Below are 22,392 nucleotides of genomic sequence, written 5' to 3'. Positions count from 1 at the left end.
TCATCGGTGACCCATGAATTCGACCGCGCTCTCAATGTCGACCGTTCCCGTTCCCGTGGATGACCCGAAGTTGCTTCGCTCGGAGCTGCGGCGCCTCCTCCCCGCGGAGGCGTTCAAGCCCCAACCCCACCGAGGCGTCATCGCGCTGTCGCTGGTGCCGCTCAGCATGGTGCTGATGGGGTGGATTGCGTGGGGAGGACTGCCCGGTTGGGCCTGCTTCCTCCTGTCCTTCGTGGTGGGGCAGTTGGTGACCACGGTGGGGCTGGCCGCGCATGAGGCCCTGCATCACGCGGTGTTCCGCAGCCGGCGGCTCGAAGACCTCATCGGCTGGTTGGGCTTCAGTCCCTTCCTGGTAACGCCCGGCAACTGGCGTGCATGGCATGTCCAGGCGCACCACAGCGCCGCCAACGTCCACGCGCAGGATCCGGACATCCTTCCGCGCCAGCCCGACCTCCGCACCCATCTGTTCGCCCGGCTGTTCCATGCGATTTCACCGGGCTCGCGCAACTGGCTCAGCTACGTGAGCTTCAGCCTGTTCTTCACCGCGCAGGGACAAGCGTTCCTCTGGTACCACTGCGACCAGCCGCAGTTCCGACACGTCCGGTTGAGTCGGCTCCGGGAGCGGTCCTTGACGGTGCTGCTCGCGTTGGGCTGGGGCTGCCTCGGGTGGGTGATGGGGCCGCGGGGCGCGCTCTACGCGCTCGTGCTTCCGCTCGTCTTCGCCAACATCACCCTGATGATCTACATCGCCACCAACCACTGGCTGCAGCCCGCGTCGGAGGACAATGACAACCCCTTCGTGAACACGGCCAGCGTGGAGACGCACCCGGTGATGAACTGGCTCCACTTGAACTTCAGCTATCACCAGGAACATCACATCTTCCCGGCGATGAGCCCCAAGTTCGCCCCGCTGGTGCGTGAGCACGTGCGCGCGCTCAACGCGGACGCATCCACCGTCTATCCGCACCTCCAGGCGCTGCGGCTGCTGTACGCGCGTCCGGCGCTCTATTCCCCCACGGATGGGCACACGCTGATGGGGCCCGAGGGAGCGCCCTCCGTGACGACGGAATCGCTGCGCCAGCGACTGCTGGCCCCGAGGTCATCGGCATAGGGGAGTGTTCCCTGCGTCGGCAGGCGCCTCCCGGAGCCCGTCTCTCCGGGAGGCCGCGGCCCATGCGGACGTCGAGCCCTAGCGGCGTGCACCCTCGGAATCGAGCAGGTGCTTCACCTCTTCCTGGAGGAGCACGCCGCCGTCGAGCCCCATGTCCTTGAAGATGGAGGACAGCTCGAGGCTGACGATGCCGTGCAGGCGGGTCCAGAAGAGGACCCCGAGCCGCAGCACGCGCGGCGCGAAGCGCTCCTGAGGGTTGCGTCGTCGCGCCCAGTCCGTGAGCTGACGCTCCAACTCATCCGAGGCCTTGGCGTGGGGCCGCTCGCCCACCACGTCCGCGAGGGTTCGCAGGAGGAGGAGCATGCCCTCGTGAATCTCGGAGATTGCCTCGGTGGGGTCCGTGAAGGTCGCCGGCCGCTCTCCGAAGAGCAGCGCGTAGCGGCGTGGGTGCTTCAGCGCCCACCCGCGATAGGCGAGGGCGTAGGCGCTCAGTCTCGCCATGGGGGCGCGTCCCGAGGACGTTTCGCCCGCCTCTCGCAGCGCCGTGACGAGCTGGCCGTATGCCTCGGTGTGCAGGGCGCCGAGCAGCGCGTCGCGCGACGCGAAGTACCGATAGAGCGCGGGGCCCGACATCCCCATCTCCTTGGCAATCGCGTTGAGCGACAGCGTCGCGAGTCCACCGTCATCGACTTGTCGCAGGGCGAGGTCGCGAATCTCGCGGACCGTCTCCGCGTGGATGCGCTCGCGCCGGGTGGGGGGAGGGGAAGTCATGCCGCGGAGCGTAATAGGGACACGCTATTGCGTCATGGTGTCAGTTTAGTTATATGGTCTAACTAAGTGAAGGCCCTGTAGCTCGCGACCCCGCCCGGGGCCGAGACGGTCGTGCCCGAGCAGTTCCGCGCAGCAGCACCCACGAGCAACGTCATGACTCATTCCCGCACGCGGCCCCGAGTGGCCGCGATGGATGGCTATTGGCCGCTGGTCCCGCTGGCCCTGGCTCAGTTCGTCGTCGTGCTGAGCACCTCCATCGTCAACATCGCCCTGCCTTCGCTTCGCCTGAGCCTGGGGCTCACGTCGGCGGAGTTGAGCTGGGTCATCAACGCCTATGTGCTGACCTTCGGTGGGTTCCTCCTCGCGGGGGGACGGGTGGCGGACCTGCTGGGGCGCCAGCGGGTGTTCCAGGTGTCCTTGGCGGCCTTCGGTCTGGCGTCGCTCTTGGCCGCGCTGGCGCCGGGCGCTGCCAGTCTGATCGCCGCACGGGGCGTGCAAGGCGCGAGCGCCGCGGTCGTGTCTCCCACGGCCCTGTCCATCGCACTCGCCACCTATCCAGAGGGCAGGGCGCGGAGCACGGCCCTGGCCGTATGGGGTGGCGTGTCGGGGGCGGGCGGGGCGGTGGGCGTCATCGCGGGAGGACTGCTCACGGCTGCCTCGGGTTGGCGCGCGGCCTTGGGGTTCGCCGTCCCCGTCGTGTTCGTGGCCCTGGCGATGCGCCGCTTCCTCGGGACCGCGGAGCCCGAGGACACCCGCCGCGCGTCCTTCGATGCTTCGGGCGCCATCTTGATCACCGGCGCGCTGGGCTTGCTCACGGCGGGCCTCTCGGGCGCCACGGAGGCCGGCTGGCTGTCGCTCCGCACGCTGGGGTTCCTCGCCGTGGGGGCCCTGCTGCTCGTGGCCTTCATCCAGGTGGAGCGGCGCAGCGCGACGCCGCTGGTGAGCCCGAGCCTCTTCGCGCACCCGAGCGTGCGCCTCGCCAATGGGGCGATGGCGCTGGTGGGCGGGGCGTGGATTGGCCTGTTCTTCTTCTTGCCGCTCTATCAGCAGCGCGTCCTTGGCTTTGGTCCCCTGCGGACGGGACTCACGCAGTTGCCGCTCGCGGTGTCCTTCATGGTGGCCTCGGCCTTCGTGCGTCGCATCCATGAGCGGGTGGGCAGCCGAGGCACATTGCTCGCTGGACTCGTGATGCTGACGCTGGGGCTCGCGGGGTTCGGGCGCGTCGCGGTGGATGGCTCGTTCGTCGCGGACATCCTCGGCCCGTCGCTCCTCGTGGGGGCTGGCCTCGGCGTGGCCTTCGTCGAGCTGACCCGGCTCGCCACGCAGGGGGTCTCCGCCGCCGAGGCGGGAGTGGCCAGTGGGCTCGTGAGCACCACCCGGCAGGCGGGCGGCGGCGTGGGCCTGGCCTTGCTCCTCGCGCTCTCCGCCAGTCGCACCGGGAGCGCCGCGGCGCCCGGAGTCCTCGCCCTCACCGAGGGCTATCGCGCGGCCTTCCTCGCCGCCTCGCTGTTCACCGGGCTCGCCGCGCTCCTGGCGCTGCGCGTCCCCTCACCCCGCCGCTGAATCCCGCTCATCCCTTGGAGAACCCGTCATGACCACCCCTCCTCCGTTCCTGTCTGGCTCCTTCACGCCTGTCCCCGACGAACTCACCGCCACCCGGTTGCGCGTGCGCGGCACGCTGCCTCCCGAGCTGAACGGGCAGCTCGTGCGCAACGGCCACAACCCCAAGCCGGGCGTCACGCCGATCCACTGGTTCAAGGGCAGCGGCATGCTGCACGGCATTCGCCTGCGAGAGGGCCGCGCCGAGTCCTACCGCAACCGGTGGGTTCGCACGCCCGCCCTGGACGGCGCGCCCTACATGACCGAGCGGGGCCCTGACTTCACCGCGCACAGCGCGGGCACGCACGCCATTCGTCACGCGGGTCGGATGCTCGCGCTCAACGAGGCGGGGTTCCCCTTCGAGGTGACGCCCGAGCTGGACACCGTGGGCGTCTACGACTTCGCCGGGAAGCTCACCACGCCCATGACGGCGCACCCGAAGGTGGATCCGCTCACCGGCGAGCTGCACTTCTTCGGCTACGGGCCCTTTCCTCCGCACCTGACCTACTACGTGGCCTCTGCCACGGGAGAGGTCATCCGCAAGGAGGTGGTGCCGGGCGCGGGTCCCTCGCTGATGCATGACTTCGCCATCACCGCGAATCACATCATCTGGTTCGACATGCCCGTGGTGTTCGACATGCAGAACACGTCGGGGATGCCCTTCTCGTGGAACAGCGACTCCCCCGCGCGCATCGGCGTCATGTCGCGCGCGAGCGGCGACGTCCGTTGGTTCGAGGTCGACGCCCGTTACATCCTCCACGTCACGAATGCGCATGAGGACGCGGACGGTCGCATCATCGTCGACGCGCCCGCCTTCGACCGCGGCTCCTGGGAGCGCTCGACGGCGTGGTGGGCGGGACAGGCGGACCGCGGGCCTCATCCCCTGACTGGGACGAGTCACTGGCGCTGGACGCTGGACTCGCGGAGCGGCGCGGCCACCTCTCGGCAGGTGGACGACCTCGTCGTCGAGTTCCCCTCCATCAATCCGGCGCTGCTCGGGCGGCCGTTCCAGTATGGGTATTCCCTCGCGCTTCCGCAGGGAGAGCAAGGGCCGTGGGCGCTGGCGAAGCACGCGCTGTCCGCGGGCACCCGCGACCTCCGAGTCTTCGGCCCCGGACAAATGCCGAGCGAGGGTGTGTTCGTGCCCTCCGCCCGGGCTGCCCGCGAGGACGACGGCTACCTCCTCACCGTGGTGAGCCACGCCGACCAGTCGCCGGCGGAGTTGCTCGTGCTCGATGCAACCCACCTCGCCGGAGAGCCGGTGGCCGTGGTCGAGCTTCCCCGCCACGTCCCCGCGGGCGTCCACGGCTCATGGCTTCCGACGGAGGTCTGACCGTGACGCCTTCCCTCACGTCATTTGGAGCCACCCCCATGGACATCGATCGCGCCGCACCCGTCATCGTCGCCGAGGAGATTCACATCGCCGCTTCGCCCAGCCGTGTCTGGGAACTGCTCACGGACATCGACCGGTGGCCCACCTGGAACCCCGACATCTCGACCGCCGTGCTGAGCGGTCCCGTGGCGGTGGGCGCGTCGTTCCGCTGGACGACCGCGGGGCTCGCCATCGTCTCGACCTTCGGCGAGGTCGAGGTCGGAAAGCGGCTCGGCTGGTCGGGAGACACGCAGGGCATCACGGGCGTCCACGTCTGGAATCTCGAACCCGGTGATGCGGCGGGGCGCACGTGTGTCGTCCGTACTCAGGAGTCATGGAACGGCACGGGGGTTCGCGAGTCCGCGGACGCCCTGCGGGGAATGCTCTCGGCGGCCATCACCTCGTGGCTCGGTCACCTCCGAGCCCGGGCCGAGGCCGCCGCGTCGTGAGCACGGCGGCGCGTCACAGCGCCAGGAGCACGTCCACCTTCGCGCGCAGGACCTGGGCCTCGGCGTGCTTGCCGAGGCTGTCGAGCTGGGCCGCCGCGTCCCGGCGCTCTTGAATCTCTCGCTGGACGAGGGCGCGCACGGTCTCGGGGGACAGGAGGAGACGGGGCACCTCGCCGCTTCCCAGTCCACCCGCGGTTCCCGCGACCTCACCCAGCACCGCCTTCGGCGCGTGACTCAGGTCGGGCGCCTCGGCGTTGTCGATGGCGGCGAGCAGCTCCCGCAGGACGGCCACGCCGTGGGTCTCGTGATTGCGCAGGGCGTTCTTGAGCGCGGTGCGCAGGGTGGCCTTCCACTCCTCCACGGTTCTCATGCGGCCACCGTACCGACCCCACCTGGGTCGCTCAAGGAAGGGCGGAGCCTCGGGTTTGACAACTTCGGACTCCTAAGTTAGTTCTGGGGCATGTCGACTCGCCTGCCGCCTTTCTTCGAAGAGAACTCGACGCCGGTGTCGGAGCGGATTGGTCAGGCGTTGAGCAAGATTGGGTTGGCGCTGAAGCACCAGAGCTGGACGCAGGCCAACGCGCAGGGGCTGTCCCCCACGCAGGGGCAGATTCTGGCCACCCTCGCGGAGGGACCGCTGAGCGGCTCGGAGTTGAGCGCGCGTCTGGGATTGTCCCTGCCCACCATCAGTGACTCGGTGAAGGCCCTGGTTGAGAAGGGATTGGTGACCAAGTCGCCGGACCCTCGCCATCCCCGAGCGAGCCTGGTGTCCCTCACGTCTCCAGGTGGTGCCGCGGCGCGCAAGTCGAAGGCGTGGCCCGAGTTCCTCGCGGACGCCGTGGGCACGCTCTCGCCTCCCGAGCAGGAGGTCTTCAACGCGGGGCTGCTGAAGATGATCCGCATGCTCCAGGAAGAGGGCCACATCTCCGCCCACCGCATGTGCATCACCTGCACGCACTTCCGGCCTCGGGTGCACCCGGGCGCGCTCCCGCATCACTGCGCGCTCGTGGATGCGCCGCTGGCGGATCGCCACCTGCGTGGAGATTGTCCGGAGCAGGAGGAGGCCCCCGAGCCCCTCCGCACCCAGAACTGGCAGCGCTTCAGCCAGACGCCCTAGCGGCGGTTCTTCCCAGCCCTCGCGATGAGATTTCCGCGCGCTTCCCGCACGCGGCCCGGGGCGAGGTGCGCCCGAAGCTCCACCATCCGCAGTTCCACCAGGAGAGAGCAGCGTCATGAACAGCATTCCCGGCTACACGTATGGCTCGTCGGCGGTTGCGCGGTCCCCCGTTTCGCTCGCGGACTTCGCGCTCATGCAGCAGAGCGTGTTGTTCGGCGAGGAGGATGTGAAGTACCTGCGCATGTCGCGGGCCGTGGTGGCGGACCAGGTCGAGGCCATCCTGGACGTCTGGTATGGCTTTGTCGGAGCGAATGCGCACCTGCTCGCGTCCTTCACCGGGAAGAAGGATGGAAAGCCCCTGGGAGACTACCTCGCGGGCGTGCGCAAGCGCTTCGGGATGTGGATCCTCGACACCGCGCGGGCGGAGTACGACCAGGCGTGGCTCGACTACCAGCATGAGATGGGATTGCGGCACCACCGCACGAAGAAGAACCAGACCGACGGCGCGGCCTCGACGGACATCGTCCCCTTCCGCAACCTCTTCGCGCTCATCTTCCCGGTCACCTTCACGCTCAAGCCCTTCCTCGCCAGGCAGGGCCATGGCCCGGAGGAAGTGGAGAAGATGCACGCGGCCTGGGTGAAGTCCTGCCTGCTCCAGGTCACCCTCTGGAGCCACCCCTACGTGAAGGACGGCGACTTCTAGCCGTGGCCTCGCGCTCGCCAGCACCGCGAATGACAACGCGAACGCGCTCTGCCATCTGCGCGCGGATGTCCCGCATCAGGTGGTGTCCGATACGGGACACTGGCATCAGCGCGAACAACCCGCGATGGTCGAGGATGCCATCCGGCGTTTCCTCGCCGGCCTGGAGTCGGAGGCCCCCCTGAGCATGCCCGTCGCGAAGAGCGAAGCCGCGTCCCTCCTGACCGACAGCGTCCTCTGGGTGTGCCGGCTCGCGGGCGGCTTCATGGATGCCGCCGCGCGCATCGCCGTCCCCGCGGGGCTGACGGCCGCGAGCTGGAAGGTGCTGGGGGCCACGTTGGAGGAGCCGCGCACCGTCGCGGAGATTGGCCGCAACATGGGGCTCGCGCGCCAGAGCGTCCAGCGGCTGGCGGACATCCTGGTCTCGGAGGGGCGGGCCCCCTATCTCGACAACCCCGCGCACAGGTCGGCGCGGCTGCTGACTCCGACGCGCGCGGGCCGCGCCGCCATGGACCGGCCGCGGGAGCGCCAGTCCCGCTGGGCCAACGCGGTGAGCGAGGGGCTGGGCAAGAAGGCACTCGCGCAGTGCCGAGCGACCTTGCGCGGGCTCGTCGAGCGGACGGAGCAGGTCGAGGCCGAGGCGCGGGAATCGGATTGAGCGAAGGGACTGCGGGAGGGCCGTTCTGCCAACGAGCCAGGAAATGACTGGTCATCCTCAAGCGCCCCTCTCCTGGCTTCTTCCCATGCAGCACTCACGGCAGGGGGTACCACGGTGTCATTGACATACATGTCGCGCATGCTCGGGCTGGGTTTGTTGTTGCTGAGCGTGGGGTGTGGAGGCGGTCACGGGGTGAAGCCCGGTGGCACGCAGGCGGGCACGTCCGTGCTGATTGGCAACGTGGGTGGGGATGGCGGTGGCTTCGTCATCCTTCCCAACGGGACGCTCGGGCGCATCCCGCCCTGGACGGGGCCCCTGGCGGTGCGGTGGTTGGATTTGCTGTCGAACGCGGTGCTGCTGGACCGGCTGGAGAACTCCAAGGACTCGGAGGAGCAGGCCCTGCGGCCTCGCGTCGAGCAGCGGATGGCGGACCTCGCGACCGAGGTGCGGCGACAGATGGTGCCGCAGGCCAACTTCGCCACCGAGGCGCTGCAGCGGGAGATGGTGGTCATCGTCTACCTGAGCCCGGGCGTGTCGAGGGATGGTGGTGGCTTCGCCATCACGGCCAATGGACGCCTCATCCGGATTCCGCCGCGAGGACCCGACGCGCTCCGGATCGTCCTCCAGGTGGCGCAGCGGCTTCAGCTCGCCACGGAGCCGCGTGGCAAGCCGCAGCCAGACCCCTGGCGTCCCATCTTCGAGCAGCTCGAGGTGGGGCTGGCGGACGCCATGAAGGAGCTGCCCGCCGCGCTCGAGCGGCTCAACTGACCCGAGCCCGCTGCCCGTCCTTGGAATGGACGGGCACGCGGGGCGTTGGGTGCGCGCCGTGGGCCTCGCGTGGGAACATGCCCACGCGAGGGGTTCATGATGCAGGGGTGGCAGCAGGGCAGGGTGTGGACGCGCGGGATGTTCGTGGTGCTCGCGCTGCTGGCGAGCAGGTCCTGGGCGGCGGTGGTGCGTGAGGACTTCCTCGTGCCGGGCGAGCCTGGCATCCGGCTCTCCGTGCGCGAGGTGCGCGACCCCTCGGTGAGGGGGAAGGCGCTGCCACCGGTCATCCTGCTCCACGGCGCGCGCATTCCGGGCTGGGCCTCGTTCGACCTGCCCGTCGAGGGAGGCTCGCTCGCCCAGGACCTCGCGCGTGCGGGGCACGCGGTCTACGTGATGGATGCCCGAGGGTACGGTGGTTCCACCCGGCCTCAGGCGATGAGCGTCCCCGCGGCGGGGCCGACGCTGGTTCGCTCTCACGAGGTCGTGCAGGACTTGGACGCGGTGGTGGCGTGGGTGAAGCGCCGCACGCGAGCCCCCCAGGTGGCGCTCGTGGGCTGGGCCACGGGAGGCCACTGGGCGGGCATGTACGCGAGCCTCCATCCGGAGCAGGTCAGCCACCTGCTCATGCTCAACGCGCTGTACGCGGGGAGCGCTCAGCACGCGATGCTCGGGCGGGGCACGGACTTCGAGGACCCCCAGCGGCCCGGTCAGTTCAACACCGAGGGCCTCCAGGCCTACCGCTGGAACACGGCGGCTTCGCTCCTGGGGGTGTGGGATCGCTCCATCCCCGTCGAGGACAAGTCGCAGTGGCGCTCGCCCGAGGTGGCCGCGGCCATTCAGCGCGAGGCCCTTGCGAGCGACCCGTTGGCGAACACGCGGACTCCGCCCGCGTTCCGCGCGCCCTCGGGGGCGCTGGAGGACAGCTTCTACCTCGCCACGGGTCGGCAGCTCTGGGATGCCGCCCCCATCACCGCGCGCGTCCTCATCGTGCGCTCGGAGAAGGACTTCTGGAGCCGGCCCGAGGACGTCAGCCGGCTCCAGGAGCACCTGGCGCACGCGGCCCAGGTGAAGGCCGTCACGCTTCCGGGGGCGACGCACTTCGTGCACTTGGACCGCCCCGAGAAGGGACGGGACCTGTTGCTCGCGGAGACCCTCCGCTTCCTCTCGGAGGGCTCCTCGCCGCGCGGACCGTGACCGCGCTCAGTAAGACACCACGGTGTTGGGCAGCATGAGGCGGCTGTCGCGCACGGCGGGCGCGATGGAGTCCTCCACGCTGACCTGGATGACGGCGTGGTGGTGCAGCTTCAGCTCGGAGACGGGCGCCCGGAAGTGGATGGGCTGCGGGATGAAGCGCAGCGCTCCGGCGCTCCCTCCGGCCTGCTCCTGGTAGGCCCCGAAGTCATCGAACCGGGCCTGGACCTCCACGTTGGAGGCCGAGAGTCCGGCGGGGAGCCAGAAGTAGGCGACCAGGGGCGAGTGGTTCGCGAGCGCCAGGTTCATGGCCTGCGCCGTGGGCTGAAGCTCCACGGTCAGGGGCTTGCCGTCCGCGGTGATGGTGACCTCGCGGATGCTCGCGAAGGCGGCCTCGTAGGCCGTGGCGTGGGTTCCCGTCACGCGCAGCTCGTAGCGCTCCGCGGCTTTGTCCGCGTCGTCATGCCCGCGGACATCCATGGGCGTGGTGCCGCTGTCACAGGCCGTCCCCAGCATCCCCAGGGCCAGGCTCACTCCCCACCTCCAACGCATTCCTTGCTTCACGGCGTCCCCCTCACCGACCGCATCAAGTCCACAGCGTGCACGGGCGTGCTCGGGCCCGACTGAAAACCACGGGGCGGCGTCAGCCGCGCGCCCTGGTGATGCAGGGACAGCAGCCGCTCCAGCGTCCCTTGCTGTCCGGCCGCGCCCGAGAGCCACTGGTTCTCGGCGTCCTGCAGGGCCTGGGCGAAGTCATTCGACGGCGCGAAGAGGCGGCGGTTGCACTCGCCCACCACCAGCTCGCGCGCCAGCTGGGTGCGCAGCGCGCGCTCCGGCGGGGTGGGCGCGCCCTGCAGGTCCAGCGCGGGGTTGGCCCAGAGCAGCTGCAGCGCCTCCTGGACCGAGTCGATGGCGATGCCCGGGGCCAGCTCGATGTCCCCCGAGGCCAGGCAGCTCGTCAGCGCCTGCTCATGCGTCAGATAGAAGCCGCGGTCCTGAAGCGGGCGGGGGGTGGCCGGCGTGACGAACGGGCAGCTCGTCATGTCGCCGATGGCCAGCGGCGGCTGGGGGGGCAGGAAGGTCGCCACGCTGGTGGTGACGTTCACCGCGAAGAGCGCGTTCTCCAGCGGGTTGACCGTGTAGCACTGCAGATAGAACGTCCCATCCGTGGTGAACGAGCCGGAGCACGGCTGGATGCCGACGTTCGGGAGGGTGGGGCCGTAGTCCGCGAGCACCCCGGTGGTGGGGTCGAACGTGCACAGTCGCGCGGTGTAGCTGTTGTAGCCGTAGATTGTGTCGTCGTTCGGATTGACGGCCCAGGCGAGCGGCAGGTGATCGACCGTGTGGCCCGTCTGCGTGACGGTCAGCGTGGGCAGGTCGATGGTCGCCCACGTCGTGCCAAAGTCGCCCAGCACGTAGGTGCCCGTGCGCGTCACCGTTCCGATGATCCACTCATGCCCCGCCAGCTCCGGCAGGCTCCGGACGTCTTCGATGGAGCCGTCCGAGGCGATGCGGATGAGATGGGGGTTGGGGTCGGGGCTGAGGTGCACGTTGCTGATGGCGTAGATGTGGCCATCCAGCGGGTTGAGCCCCATGGCGTCATAGCCCCACACCGCCGTCGTGGAGATGGGCGCCATGGCGAAGGTCGTCGGGTCCAACGAGTGCAGGTCCGTGACGGTGGCCACGCGCGAGGACACGTAGAGCGTGTCGCCGCAGGTGAACTGGGGCGAGGCCTCACACTCCACGAAGGTGGAGCACTGGGCCGTGCCCGTGTCCCAGCTGATCTCCAGCGTGTCCGAGAAGGCGGGCTGACCACCGCCCAGCGCTTCACAGTCCGCGAGGCTGTTGATGGTGTGGTCGAAGTCGTAGGTGACGGAGTTACCCACGGGAATGGTGACGGGCGGCGCTGGGGTGAAGGACCAGCCGAACGGCGCCAGCAGGGGGGCTTCCGCCGTCAGCAGCTCGGACGGCAGCGTGGGATGGGTGTTGTTGACCTGGTAGTGGAAGTGAAGCGTGGCGGGGTAGCTGGACAGCACCAGACTCGATTCGCCATTCACTTGCGTGGTGCACTTCAAATCGTGGGCGCTTGCCTGGCCTGCCAGGAGCAGTGTCCCGAGGAAAATTCCCCATGAGGTTGGTCGCATGCGCGCCTGCCGTGCAGGGCGGGTGCCGAGCCTGGGGTTTCCCAATTCATGTCCTGGGATGGGCAGATGCGGAGCCCAGGAGAGGCAACGAGGGCTCCGCGAAGGCACGCACGTGGAAGCCAAGGCCAACGTGGGAACGCCGTGACTCTCGCGCGCACCGCGCCCGTTGACGGATGCGCGAGCGACCAAGGCGGATGCCTCCCTCGCCCCGTGGGCACACCCAGGAAGCGCGAGTGTCGCGGCGTTACCCCTCGGGGAGCTGGTCGCTCTCCATCGGGCGGAAGCGCTCGTCGGGCTGCGCGGTGATTTCGCCCTCCTGCTCCGGCTCGTCGCCCCGGCGGAACTCGTGGATCTGGTCCGGGAGGATGTCTCGGAAGTCCGGCTCCTCTTCCAAGGGCGGCGTCATGGCCAGCTCCTGGTCGGTGACGTTGATTTCTTCCTCGCCCGTGTCGGGGTTCACGTGCCGCAGCGAGGCGGACTCCCCCACGTCTTCTTCTCCGAGCTTCTTGAATCGCATGGCGTCGGCTCCTCCGGGCGGGCTTGCCGGGACGACTGCTTCGGCCGCCCATCATGAGAACCGCCGAGGAGGGACGCGGCAATTCGCGCCGCCTGCTCGGCTGGCCTGCCGCGCGAGTTCGCTAACGCGGAGGAGTCGGGCTCGCGCCGCCGGCGGGGAAGGTGGGCTCCACCTCGAGCAGCACCATGGACAGCGCCAGCACGCGGGACAGCGTCTCTCGCAGCGTGTAGCGCCACGGGGTGGGGCGGCCTTCGTCCGCCGCCACGCCCCAGGCATCGATGCCCACCGAGTTGGCGATGAAGAGCGCTCGGGACAGGTGGAAGCGCTGGGTGACGAGCAGCGCCCGGCGCGCGCCGAACACGGTGTGCGCGCGCAGGCAGCTGTCATAGGTGGACAGCCCGGCCTCGTCGCCCATCACCGCGGTGTCCGGCACGCCTCGCTCCAGCAGGTAGCGGCGCATGGCGCGCGTCTCGTCATGGAAGGGTGCCGAGGAGTCCGCGCTCACCAGCAGGGCCTCCACCTTGCCCTGGCGCCACAGGGCGATGGCCGCGTCCAACCGCTGCGCGAGGACCGGGGAGGGCACCGCGCCCGGCGCCAGCCCCGCGCCGAAGACGAGCGCCACCGGTGCCTGGGGGGCTCCGGAGAGCGGCACGATGCGGTCCTCGTAGCGCTGCCGCACGAAATGCGACAGCGCCAGGATGCCCAGCACCGCTGCGACCAGGGCGACGAGCCCCCTTCGCACCCAGACCCCGCTCGCCACGCCAGACGTCATGATTCCCGTGAACACCGATGAGGAGAAGAGGTGGCATTCTCCCTGGCCCTCCCGCGCGCGGGAAGGCGAGTCTTCGCCCCCTGTCCACTGACGCCAGGGGGCCGGCTGCTCCCCGGACGGCCGGTCCGAGCCACCCAGGTCTGCGGGTCTCTGGGAGACGGGTGGCACCCCGCCGTTGACCGCCCCGCGCCTCGCTTATATAGGGGGCCCCGCCGTCCGCCCGGTTTCATGAACACGAGGGCGTGCGTCCCACAGGAGCTCCCAGGTCCATGGCGTCCCTTCGAGACATCCGCAAGCGCATCCGCTCGGTGAAGAACACGCGTCAAATCACCAAGGCGATGAAGATGGTCTCCGCCGCGAAGCTCCGCAAGGCGCAGGACGCCATCCTCGCCGCGCGCCCCTACGCGCAGACGCTCGATCAGATCATCTCCGACCTCGCCGCCCGCGCCGCAGACGAGGGGCTCGCCCACCCGCTCTTGACGCCGCGCCCGGTGCGCCGCGTGGAGCTGGTGGTGCTGACCTCGGACCGCGGCCTCGCCGGCGGCTTCAACTCCAACATCACCCGCCGCGCCAACCGCTTCCTCTACGAGAACACCGCGCTGGAGAAGATCCAGATCTCCACGGTGGGCCGCAAGGGCAACGACTTCTTCCGCACCCGCGGCCTGGCGATCCGCAAGGACTTCGGTGGCCTGTACCAGCGCCTGTCCTATCGCGCCGCCGCGGATGTCGCCGAGGAGCTGGTCGCCAGCTACGTGAACGGCGAAGTGGACCAGGTCATCGTCGTCTTCAACGAGTTCATCTCCGCCATCAACCAGAAGGTCACGATGATGCAGCTGCTGCCGCTGCAGACCTTCGGGCCGCAGGTGCCCGCCGAGGCGCAGGGCCCGTCGCTGGTGGACTTCAAGTACGAGCCGGACCGTCAGGCCGTCCTCGACCGGCTGGTGCCCCAGGCGGTCAACATCAAGCTGTACCGGGCGCTGCTGGAGAGCGTGGCCAGCGAGCACGGCGCGCGCATGAGCGCCATGGAGAACGCCACCAGCAACGCCACGGACATGATCAACAGCTACACGCTGGTCTACAACCGGACGCGTCAGGCGGTCATCACCAAGGAGCTGATGGAGATCGTCTCCGGCGCCGAGGCGCTGAAGTAGGTCACCACCTCTCAGGTGGTACTCTGGGGCCCGCTCGCGCATGTCGCGGCGGGCCCTTTGCTTTGGGGCCGGGCCCTGGGACGGCGAGGGGGCAGGCGCTCGGCGCACCCCTCCGCTAAGCGCGTCTTACACCGGAGGGCCCGGGAAGCTTGACCCTGCGGGGTCCCCCCCGGTAAAGGGGGCCCGCCCTTCCATCCGGGCCGAATTTCTGACGGAGCGCGGTACCCCGGCCGCTCCCGCACGAGGCAGACGAATTCCATGAGCGCTCAAGTTCCGACGACTGGCAAGGTCACGCAGGTTCTCGGCCCCGTGGTCGACGTGGAGTTTCCGCCCGGCGGACTCCCCGAGGTCTACTACGCCCTCAAGCTGACGAACCCCAACCTGGGCGACACGCCGGACAACCTCACGCTCGAGGTCGCGCAGCACCTGGGCGAGAACACCGTGCGCTGCATCGCCATGGACTCCACCGAGGGGCTCGGCCGTGGCCAGCCGGTGAAGAACACGGGCGCCGCCATCCAGGTGCCGGTGGGCAAGGCCACCCTGGGCCGCATCCTCAACGTCACCGGTGAGCCGGTGGACGAGATGGGCCCCGTGAACTCCACGGAGCACTGGTCCATCCACCGCGCGCCCCCGCTCTTCACCGAGCAGGACGTGCGCGTGCAGATGTTCGAGACGGGCATCAAGGTCATCGACCTGCTCGCTCCCTACACCCGTGGCGGCAAGATCGGCCTGTTCGGCGGCGCCGGCGTCGGCAAGACGGTGCTCCTCCAGGAGCTGATCCGCAACGTGGCCGTGGAGCGCGGCGGCTTCTCCGTGTTCGCCGGCGTGGGTGAGCGCACCCGCGAGGGCAACGACCTGTACCACGAGATGCAGGAGACCAAGGTCATCAAGACCGACAACCTGGAGGCCAGCCAGGCCGTCCTCGTGTACGGTCAGATGAACGAGCCGCCCGGCGCCCGCGCCCGCGTGGCCCTCTCCGCGCTCACCATGGCCGAGTACTTCCGCGACGTGGAGGGCCGTGACGTGCTCCTCTTCGTGGACAACATCTTCCGCTTCACGCAGGCCGGTTCCGAGGTGTCCGCGCTCCTGGGCCGCATCCCCAGCGCCGTGGGTTACCAGCCGACGCTCGCCACGGAGATGGGCGGTCTGCAGGAGCGCATCACCTCCACGACCAAGGGCTCCATCACCTCGGTGCAGGCCATCTACGTGCCCGCCGACGACCTGACGGACCCGGCGCCGGCCACCGCGTTCGCCCACCTGGACGCGACCACGGTGCTCAACCGCTCCATCGCCGAGCTCGCCATCTTCCCGGCCGTGGATCCGCTCGACTCCACCAGCCGCATCCTGGATCCGGCCATCGTGGGCGCGGAGCACTACGCCGTCGCTCGCCGCGTCCAGGGCATCCTGCAGCGCTACAAGGAGCTCCAGGACATCATCGCCATCCTCGGCATGGACGAGCTCTCCGAGGACGACAAGCTGGTGGTGGCGCGCGCCCGCAAGATCCAGCGCTTCCTGTCGCAGCCGTTCTTCGTGGCCAAGGTGTTCACGGGCAAGGACGGCCGCTACGTGAAGCTCCAGGACACCATCCGGGGCTTCAAGGAAGTGTGCGAGGGCAAGCACGACGACATCCCGGAGACCGCCTTCTACATGTGCGGCGATATCTCCGAGGTCCAGGAGAACGCGCGCAAGATGGCGGCGGCGTAAGCTGTCCGGCGTCGTCTCCTCCCGCACGAGGTTGCCATGCGCCACTCCGCGCTCGCCCTGGTCCTGATGTTGCTCGCGCTCCCCGCCCTCGGTGCGGAGCGCGTGGGGCGAGCCCGGGTGAGTGCGAATGGCGTCTACAGTGTCCGGCTGGTGGAAGCCTCCCCCGGGCACTGTCGGCTGGAGATGCTGAAGGAAGACGGCCCCGTGTGGCAGCTGGACGCGTGCGCGGGGACGGTGGACGACCTCTACTTCGCGTCCAATGATGGCGAGCGGGTGTGGGTGCTGTACCCGCTGGTGGAGAAGGGCAGTCCTCCGCCGCGCAATCCGAAGGTGAAGAAGAAGGACCGGATCCCCGCCTGGGCGAACGTGGTGGTGGCGGTGCAGTACGACCGCACCGGGCAGCGGCTGCAGGAGAAGCGGCTGCCGGAGTTGCTCACCCTGCGGCAGCTCTCCGAGGTCCGGCAGATGGAGCACCACTTCAAGTGGCTGGAAGGCACGCTGGGCATTCCGGGCAAGGGCCCGCGCCTGACGGACGCCGGGGTGGTGGAGTTCGAGCCAGTGGGTGTGAAGACCCACGCGCTGACATTCTGAGGATGGTCATGGCCAAGCTGACTGTGGAAATCGTCACCCCCGAGAAGCGCATCCTGTCGGTGCAGGCCGACGAGGCCATCGTGCCGGGTGGCCGGGGTCTCTTCGGCGTGCGGCCGGGCCACACGCCCTTCCTGTCCCTGATGGAGCCGGGCCCGCTGACGCTCATCGATGCGGGGCGCCAGGACACGTACTTCGTCGCGGGCGGCTTCGTGGAGGTCGGCAACGACAAGGTGCTGGTCCTCGCGGACGGCGCCGAACAGGTGTCCGGCATCGACGTGGAGAGCGCCCGCCAGCGGATGGCGGAGGCGCAGAAGCGCCTGAGCGCGCTGTCCGCCGACGACGCCCGCTTCGAGGTCGAGCAGGCCACGGTGCGCCGCGAGGCCGCGCGCATCAACGTCGCCGGCATGCGCTGACGCAGCGCGTGCCTTCCCCGCGCGAGCGGGGACTCCGGGGCGAGGGAGCTGGGTTCCAGGGGCGTGTGTCCCTGTGAGCGAGCCCCCTGGCCCCGTTTTCTTTTCGCGGCGACGGGGCACGGCCGCGAGCATGATGTCGTGTCGCCATGAACTCGCCCACACTCGAACTGTTCCACCGCATCGCGGATCCGCAGTCCGCCACCGCGCGGCGCTTCGTCACCGACCATCAGCTCGAGGACCGCGTGCGCTTCCGCAACCTCACCTATCCCGAGGTCGAGGCGGACTGGCGCAAGTTGGGTGGACAGTCCTCGCCCGCGCTCTGGGACGGCACGCACCTGCATCAGGGCGCGGAGGCCGTGGTCGCGCGGCTGATGGCCGTGGTCAACCTGGGCCGGGACGCGTCCTGACGCGCGCCGTGTCGCGGTGGAGCGGCGCGACGCGACCTCGTCAAGGTGAACGCATGATCCCGTGTGCGGGGCTCGCGCACGGCGTCATGACTGCTGTGTGCGGACCATCTTGCGGTGGACATGCGCGCGTCATCACGCGGTGTCTTGGGCGCGCGTGCTTGCCGCGATCAACCTGATTGCGGTAGCTACCGCGCCCCCGGGTGTGTCGCGGGCGACGGTGGAGGCGGACGGTGACGACGTGCGCGATGCAGCTCGGCGGAAGGCTCCTGACAGATGGAACCACCGACCCCGCGCCGTGCACGTCAAGCCCCCTTGTCCGTTCAAGCGCGCATGCCTCGCGAATCTCGGGGCTCGTCCTTGGCTGAGGCTCGGCTAATCTCTTCGCCTCCGATGCCGCTGACTCCCTCCGAGCGCCAGGACAGGTTTCATGCGGCGTTCTTGGGCCTCGCCATCGGGGATGCGCTCGGCTTTCCGCTGAGGGGCATTCCTCCCGCGAGCCTGGCGCGCCTGCCGGGATTGGCGGAGGACTTCGCTCCGCGCCCGCGCGGCAAGTTCGCCAAGGGCCAGTTCAGCGACGACACGCAGCTGTTGCTCGCCGCGGCGGAGAGCGTCATCCGCGAGGGCAAGGTGGATGGCCGCAGCGCGGCGGCGCACCTCGCGTGGCTCTGGCAGGAGGGCATCATCCTCCAGCCGCCCCGCAGCCTCTCCGAGTCGCTCCAGCGGCTGGCGGGTGGCACGCCGTGGATGAGCGCGGGCGCGCCGCTGGGCACCAAGTGCCCGTCCGTGCTGAGCCGCGCGCTGGTGGTGGGCCTCTTCGAGGGGGGGCAGCGCGCGCGACTGCCGCACGACGCGGGCGTGCTGACCGTCATCACGCACAAGGACCCCATCTGCGCGGCGGCCGCGGCGGCCTTCGCTCAGGCGGTGGCGCTGGGCATGGAGGAGGAGGCGCTCACGCCCGCCGCCTTCTGCGATCAGCTGGCCCTGGCCGCCGCGGTGCACGACAAGCAGCTCGCGGAGGAGGTGCGGCACCTGCCGCGCCTTTTGACGTGGGACACCACGCGCGCGCTCAACCAGCTGCGCAAGGTGGGCGTGCCCCCCAGCGAACTCAAGGGCGTGGACGGGCTGCCGCCGCACGTGGTGCCGGTGCTGCTGACGTCGCTGTACGCCGCGCTGAAGGTCCCCCACGACTTCCGCGAGGCGGTGGCCGTCAGCCTGCGCTGCGGTGGCGAGGCGGACGTGGCAGCGGCCCTCACGGGCGCGCTGGTGGGCGCGCACCTGGGCACGCGCGCCATCCCCGCGCGGCTGCGCAAGCAGGTGTTGTACGTGGAGAACCTCGTGGACACGGCGGACCGCCTCTTCCGGGCCCGCCAGGTGCGCGAGACGCTCGCCACCGCCATGGCGCTCCACAACCGCCGCCGCTGAGGCCGCCTGAGGGCGCCAGGACGCTGCCAGGCGGTCGCGCCCGCGCGAGGAGGCTCCACCACCGCCGGCGGCTGACGTCGGCGCCGTGGCAGCCGCCAGGAGGCGGCCGGGCGGGCGCGGGACGCTCGGACTGGGGGCTTCCGTGGGCGCCGATGCGCGCGCACCTTGTGCGGAGGATGGCCACGGGCCGCACGGGCGCCAGACAGGCGAGCGTGCACAGGCTTCGTCGTGTCCGCCCAGGAGGCACCCGCCGTGGACCTCGAATCCGAACGCCTGGAGCGAGCCCAGCTGGAAACGCTCTCCACCACGGAACTCATCCGTCACGCGCTCGCGGAGACGCGCCTGCTGGTGAAGGCCGAGGTGCTGCACGCGAAGAAGGAGCTGCGCGAGGAGGTGAACGCCGCGCGCACCGCGGGCATCCTCCTGGGCGCTGGGGCCGTCCTGGCGCTCGCGTCGCTGGCGGTGCTCTTCGTGGCCCTGGGGCTGGCCTTGCCGCTGTCCTCGGCCGTGGGCGTGCTGCTGGTGGGCGTGCTGCTCGTCCTGGTGGCGGGCCTGCTGCTCTTCCTGGGCGTCCAGCGCCTGCCGAAGAAGCCGCTGCCCCACACGCAGGAGCGGCTGCGCGCCGACTACGAGCTTACGCGGGAGACGCTCCAATGAACGACGAGCCGAGCGAGCTGGCCCCACACGTCGACCACGCCATCACCCGCGGCATGGATGTGCGCGAGCAGGTGGAGCAGACCGCGGACCGCATCCGCGACGGCCTGCTCCTCACGCTGGAGGAGTTGGATCGCCGCCGCGAGCGCCTGCTGGACGTCCGTTATCAGGCGGTCCAGCACCGCGGCACGCTCGTGGCCGTGGGCGCCGCCGCTGTCCTGTTGGTGGGCGCGGGCGTGACTTATGCGGTGTATCGCGCGCGCACCCGGGATGAGCGCCTGCGCGAGAAGCGCCGCAAGGCCCTGGAGCGCGCCTGGAGACACCCGGAGCGCGTGGCCAACAACGGCGAGGACCGGCCGCTCTCCTCGGAACTCGGCCGCAAGCTGGTGCTGATTTTCGCCACCAGTCTGGCCACCTCCGTGGCGCGCAATGCCATGCAGACCCTGGTGCCCTCACGCGAGGACGAGACCAGTGTCGCTGGGAGCATTCAGAAGAAACGATAATTGTTAAATATTTACGTATAAAGCATCCTGATGTGCATGACGGACCTGCTCTTTGCTCGTGCGCAGATGGGGCTGTCGCTCGCGTTTCACATTGTGTTCGCGGCGGCGGGTGTGGCGCTTCCGGTGCTGATGGTGCTGAGCGACTTGAAGGCGCGTCGCACCCAGGACGCGGACTACCGCCTGTTGAGCCAGAAGCTGGCGAAGGGCACCGCCATCCTCTTCGCGGTGGGCGCGGTGAGTGGCACGGCGCTGTCGTTCGAGCTGGGCCTGCTGTGGCCCGAGTTCATGGGGCGCTACGGCGCGGTGATTGGCCTGCCCTTCAGCCTGGAGGGCGTGGCCTTCTTCACCGAGGCCATCTTCCTGGGCATCTACCTGTATGGCCGTGAGCGTGTCTCACCGGGGCTGCACCTGTTCAGCGGCATCATGGTGGCGGTGAGCGGCGCGGCCAGCGCGTTCTTCGTGACGCTGGTGAATGTCTTCATGAATCACCCCTCGGGCTTCACGCATACCGCCGCGGGGCCGGTCGACATCCAGCCGGTGGTGGCGATGTTCAGCCCGGGTTGGCAGTACGAGACCGCCCACGTCATCTTGTCGTGCTACCAGGCGAGCGCCTTCGCCATGGCGGGCATTCACGCCTTCATCCTCCTGCGCCATCCGGGCGCGGCCTTCCACCGGAAGGCGTTGTCGGTGGCGCTGCCGCTCGCGTGTGTCACCGCGCTGCTCCAGCCGCTGGTGGGGGACCTGTCCGCGAAGCACGTGGCTCGGGCGCAGCCGGTGAAGCTGGCCGCCATGGAGGGCCAATTCGAGACGGAGGTGGGCGCGCCGCTCCGCGTGGGGGGCTTGCCCGACGTGAATTCCGGCACGGTGCGCGGCGCGGTGGACATCCCCAAGGGCCTCTCGGTGCTCGCGTTCGGAGATCCCAACGCGGAGGTGCGCGGGCTGAACGAGTTCCCGCGCGAGGAGTGGCCGCCGGTGGCCAAGGTCCACGTCGCGTTCCAGGTGATGGTGGGCACGGGCAGCGTGATGGCGCTCCTGGCGCTGGTGACGCTCGTGCATCGCTGGCGCAAGAAGACGTGGCCCGAGTCCGGCGCGCTCCTGCGTGCGTGGCTCTGGACGGGGCCGCTGGGGCTGGTGGCGCTGGAGGCCGGCTGGCTCGTCACCGAGTGGGGGCGCCAGCCTTGGATTCTCCGAGGCGTCATGCGCACGTCCGACGCGGTGACGCCGGTGCCGCACCTGTCCGCGCCCTTCTTCACCTTCACGCTCGTGTACCTGTTCCTGGGAGTCACGGTGCTGTTCGTCCTGTCCAGACAAGTGGCCGGCACGCTGCCCGGCGAGAGGGATGCCCATGTCCACTGAGGCGCTGTTGGGATTCGCGGTGGCGGGCACGTTCGTGCTCTACGCGCTGTTCGGCGGCGCGGACTTCGGTGGCGGTGTCTGGGATTTGCTCGCCTTCGGGCCGCGCAAGGCCGAGCAGCGCGCGCTCATCGCCCATGCCATGGGCCCCATCTGGGAGGTGAACCATGTCTGGCTCATCGTCGGGCTGGTGCTGCTCTTCAGCGGCTTCCCGCGTGCCTTCGCCGCGCTGACCGTGGCGCTGCACGTGCCGCTGACGCTCCTGCTGTTGGGCATCGTCTTCCGCGGCGCGGCCTTCACCTTCCGCACGTATGACACGCGCGGCGACGTGGTGGAGCGGCGCTGGGGCGTGGTGTTCAGCGGCGCGAGCCTGGTGGCGCCGCTGCTGCTGGGCATGTGCGTGGGCGCGGTGGCCAGCGGCGACATCCGCATGGAAGGCCATGTGGTGGTCAGCGGCTTCTTCGCCCCCTGGACGGGGCCGTTCCCGATTGCCGTGGGGCTCCTGGCGCTGGGGCTCTTCGCCTTCCTGGCGGCGGTGTACCTCACGCACGAGGCGCACTCGCGCGAGCTGCGTGAGGACTTCCGCATGCGGGCCCTGGTGACGGGCGCGCTGGTGTTCGTCCTCGCGGCCGTGGTGCTCGTCCTCGCGCGCGAGGGTGCGCCGCGAGTCTGGGCCGGGCTCCTGCATTCGCCCTTCGCCCTGGCCCTGCACGCGGCCACGGCGGTGGCGGCGGTGACTGCCTTTGTCCTGCTGGGCCTGCGTCACTTCCGCGCCGCGCGCGTGGCCGCGGCCTCGCAAGTGGGCTTCATCATCCTCGGATGGGCTGCCTCGCAGCACCCGTACCTGGTGGAGCCGGACCTCACCCTCCAGAACAGCGCCGCCGCGCCCGAGGTGCAGCGGTTGTTGATGGTCGCGCTGGGTGTGGGCGTGGCGGTGGTCGTCCCCTCGCTGGTGCTCTTCTTCCGCGTCTTCCGGCCGCGCCCTCCCGGCGCGACGCCTCCCGCCCATGCTTGAGGCGAGGTGA

Annotated in this window: 25 protein-coding genes; 19 read left to right on the top strand and 6 right to left on the bottom strand. The window is 69.8% G+C overall.

Features of this window, described 5'->3' with window-relative positions:
- Positions 1-13 precede the first annotated feature (13 nt).
- A complete protein-coding gene (locus JGU66_23075; GenBank protein MBJ6763663.1) occupies positions 14-1,111 on the top strand; it encodes a fatty acid desaturase in 1,098 nt (365 codons plus the stop codon).
- Positions 1,112-1,189: 78 nt separating this feature from the next.
- Here the strand turns inward: JGU66_23075 and JGU66_23070 are convergent, their stop codons facing one another.
- Complete coding sequence (locus JGU66_23070; protein ID MBJ6763662.1) at positions 1,190-1,882, bottom strand: TetR/AcrR family transcriptional regulator; 693 nt, start codon at positions 1,880-1,882, stop codon at positions 1,190-1,192.
- A gap of 153 nt (positions 1,883-2,035) precedes the next feature.
- Between JGU66_23070 and JGU66_23065 the strand changes: the two genes are divergently transcribed.
- The 3 genes from JGU66_23065 to JGU66_23055 are packed head-to-tail and all read left to right on the top strand — an operon-like array spanning position 2,036 to position 5,302.
- Positions 2,036-3,445, top strand: coding sequence for an MFS transporter (locus JGU66_23065; protein ID MBJ6763661.1), 1,410 nt, complete (start codon positions 2,036-2,038; stop codon positions 3,443-3,445).
- Positions 3,446-3,473: 28 nt separating this feature from the next.
- Positions 3,474-4,814, top strand: a complete 1,341-nt coding sequence (locus JGU66_23060) for a carotenoid oxygenase family protein (GenBank protein MBJ6763660.1) — start codon at positions 3,474-3,476, stop codon at positions 4,812-4,814.
- 38 nt (positions 4,815-4,852) lie between these two features.
- Positions 4,853-5,302 carry an SRPBCC family protein gene (locus tag JGU66_23055; protein MBJ6763659.1) on the top strand — a complete coding sequence of 150 codons (450 nt, stop codon included), beginning with the start codon at positions 4,853-4,855 and terminating at the stop codon, positions 5,300-5,302.
- A gap of 13 nt (positions 5,303-5,315) precedes the next feature.
- Here the strand turns inward: JGU66_23055 and JGU66_23050 are convergent, their stop codons facing one another.
- Positions 5,316-5,672 (bottom strand): hypothetical protein, encoded by a 357-nt coding sequence (locus tag JGU66_23050; protein ID MBJ6763658.1) that lies wholly within the window; start codon positions 5,670-5,672, stop codon positions 5,316-5,318.
- A gap of 90 nt (positions 5,673-5,762) precedes the next feature.
- On the opposite strand from JGU66_23050, the gene JGU66_23045 reads away from it, so the two are divergent.
- The 5 genes from JGU66_23045 to JGU66_23025 all read left to right on the top strand — a co-directional run bounded on the left by JGU66_23045 (position 5,763) and on the right by JGU66_23025 (position 9,739).
- Positions 5,763-6,419 carry a winged helix-turn-helix transcriptional regulator gene (locus tag JGU66_23045; GenBank protein ID MBJ6763657.1) on the top strand — a complete coding sequence of 219 codons (657 nt, stop codon included), beginning with the start codon at positions 5,763-5,765 and terminating at the stop codon, positions 6,417-6,419.
- A gap of 115 nt (positions 6,420-6,534) precedes the next feature.
- Positions 6,535-7,122 (top strand): protogloblin ApPgb, encoded by a 588-nt coding sequence (locus JGU66_23040; protein ID MBJ6763656.1) that lies wholly within the window; start codon positions 6,535-6,537, stop codon positions 7,120-7,122.
- 184 nt (positions 7,123-7,306) lie between these two features.
- Positions 7,307-7,777 (top strand): MarR family transcriptional regulator, encoded by a 471-nt coding sequence (locus JGU66_23035; protein ID MBJ6763655.1) that lies wholly within the window; start codon positions 7,307-7,309, stop codon positions 7,775-7,777.
- 129 nt (positions 7,778-7,906) lie between these two features.
- Positions 7,907-8,545, top strand: a complete 639-nt coding sequence (locus JGU66_23030) for a hypothetical protein (GenBank protein ID MBJ6763654.1) — start codon at positions 7,907-7,909, stop codon at positions 8,543-8,545.
- Between the two features lie 99 nt (positions 8,546-8,644).
- Positions 8,645-9,739, top strand: coding sequence for an alpha/beta hydrolase (locus JGU66_23025; GenBank protein ID MBJ6763653.1), 1,095 nt, complete (start codon positions 8,645-8,647; stop codon positions 9,737-9,739).
- A gap of 6 nt (positions 9,740-9,745) precedes the next feature.
- On the opposite strand, the gene JGU66_23020 is transcribed toward JGU66_23025, so the two are convergent.
- The 4 genes from JGU66_23020 to JGU66_23005 all read right to left on the bottom strand — a co-directional run bounded on the left by JGU66_23020 (position 9,746) and on the right by JGU66_23005 (position 13,169).
- A complete protein-coding gene (locus tag JGU66_23020) occupies positions 9,746-10,270 on the bottom strand; it encodes a hypothetical protein (GenBank protein ID MBJ6763652.1) in 525 nt (174 codons plus the stop codon).
- Between the two features lie 26 nt (positions 10,271-10,296).
- The gene (locus JGU66_23015) at positions 10,297-11,793 is read right to left on the bottom strand and encodes a hypothetical protein (GenBank protein ID MBJ6763651.1); all 1,497 of its coding nucleotides are present in this window, start codon (positions 11,791-11,793) and stop codon (positions 10,297-10,299) included.
- Between the two features lie 331 nt (positions 11,794-12,124).
- Positions 12,125-12,397, bottom strand: a complete 273-nt coding sequence (locus tag JGU66_23010) for a hypothetical protein (protein MBJ6763650.1) — start codon at positions 12,395-12,397, stop codon at positions 12,125-12,127.
- A gap of 121 nt (positions 12,398-12,518) precedes the next feature.
- A complete protein-coding gene (locus tag JGU66_23005) occupies positions 12,519-13,169 on the bottom strand; it encodes a YdcF family protein (GenBank protein MBJ6763649.1) in 651 nt (216 codons plus the stop codon).
- 269 nt (positions 13,170-13,438) lie between these two features.
- On the opposite strand from JGU66_23005, the gene atpG reads away from it, so the two are divergent.
- The 10 genes from atpG (at position 13,439) to JGU66_22955 (ending at position 22,382) form a co-directional block, all read left to right on the top strand.
- A complete protein-coding gene (gene atpG / locus JGU66_23000) occupies positions 13,439-14,320 on the top strand; it encodes an ATP synthase F1 subunit gamma (GenBank protein MBJ6763648.1) in 882 nt (293 codons plus the stop codon).
- Between the two features lie 258 nt (positions 14,321-14,578).
- The gene (gene atpD, locus JGU66_22995; GenBank protein ID MBJ6763647.1) at positions 14,579-16,024 is read left to right on the top strand and encodes a F0F1 ATP synthase subunit beta; all 1,446 of its coding nucleotides are present in this window, start codon (positions 14,579-14,581) and stop codon (positions 16,022-16,024) included.
- Positions 16,025-16,060: 36 nt separating this feature from the next.
- The gene (locus tag JGU66_22990; protein ID MBJ6763646.1) at positions 16,061-16,615 is read left to right on the top strand and encodes a hypothetical protein; all 555 of its coding nucleotides are present in this window, start codon (positions 16,061-16,063) and stop codon (positions 16,613-16,615) included.
- Positions 16,616-16,623: 8 nt separating this feature from the next.
- Positions 16,624-17,028, top strand: coding sequence for a F0F1 ATP synthase subunit epsilon (locus JGU66_22985; GenBank protein MBJ6763645.1), 405 nt, complete (start codon positions 16,624-16,626; stop codon positions 17,026-17,028).
- Between the two features lie 146 nt (positions 17,029-17,174).
- Positions 17,175-17,435, top strand: a complete 261-nt coding sequence (locus JGU66_22980; protein MBJ6763644.1) for a hypothetical protein — start codon at positions 17,175-17,177, stop codon at positions 17,433-17,435.
- 390 nt (positions 17,436-17,825) lie between these two features.
- Entirely contained in the window at positions 17,826-18,857 is a 1,032-nt protein-coding gene (locus JGU66_22975; protein ID MBJ6763643.1) for an ADP-ribosylglycohydrolase family protein, read from the top strand.
- 252 nt (positions 18,858-19,109) lie between these two features.
- Positions 19,110-19,514 (top strand): phage holin family protein, encoded by a 405-nt coding sequence (locus tag JGU66_22970; GenBank protein ID MBJ6763642.1) that lies wholly within the window; start codon positions 19,110-19,112, stop codon positions 19,512-19,514.
- Positions 19,511-20,014 (top strand): hypothetical protein, encoded by a 504-nt coding sequence (locus JGU66_22965; GenBank protein MBJ6763641.1) that lies wholly within the window; start codon positions 19,511-19,513, stop codon positions 20,012-20,014. The genes JGU66_22970 and JGU66_22965 overlap by 4 nt, the downstream gene beginning before the upstream one ends.
- A 30-nt stretch (positions 20,015-20,044) precedes the next feature.
- Complete coding sequence (locus JGU66_22960; GenBank protein ID MBJ6763640.1) at positions 20,045-21,370, top strand: cytochrome ubiquinol oxidase subunit I; 1,326 nt, start codon at positions 20,045-20,047, stop codon at positions 21,368-21,370.
- Complete coding sequence (locus tag JGU66_22955; protein ID MBJ6763639.1) at positions 21,360-22,382, top strand: cytochrome d ubiquinol oxidase subunit II; 1,023 nt, start codon at positions 21,360-21,362, stop codon at positions 22,380-22,382. The genes JGU66_22960 and JGU66_22955 overlap by 11 nt, the downstream gene beginning before the upstream one ends.
- Positions 22,383-22,392 lie beyond the last annotated feature (10 nt).

The sequence above is a fragment of the Myxococcaceae bacterium JPH2 genome, from assembly GCA_016458225.1.
Lineage (GTDB): Bacteria > Myxococcota > Myxococcia > Myxococcales > Myxococcaceae > Citreicoccus.
The sequence above is the reverse complement of the archived record's forward strand: the minus strand, read 5'-3'. Positions and strand labels throughout refer to the sequence as shown.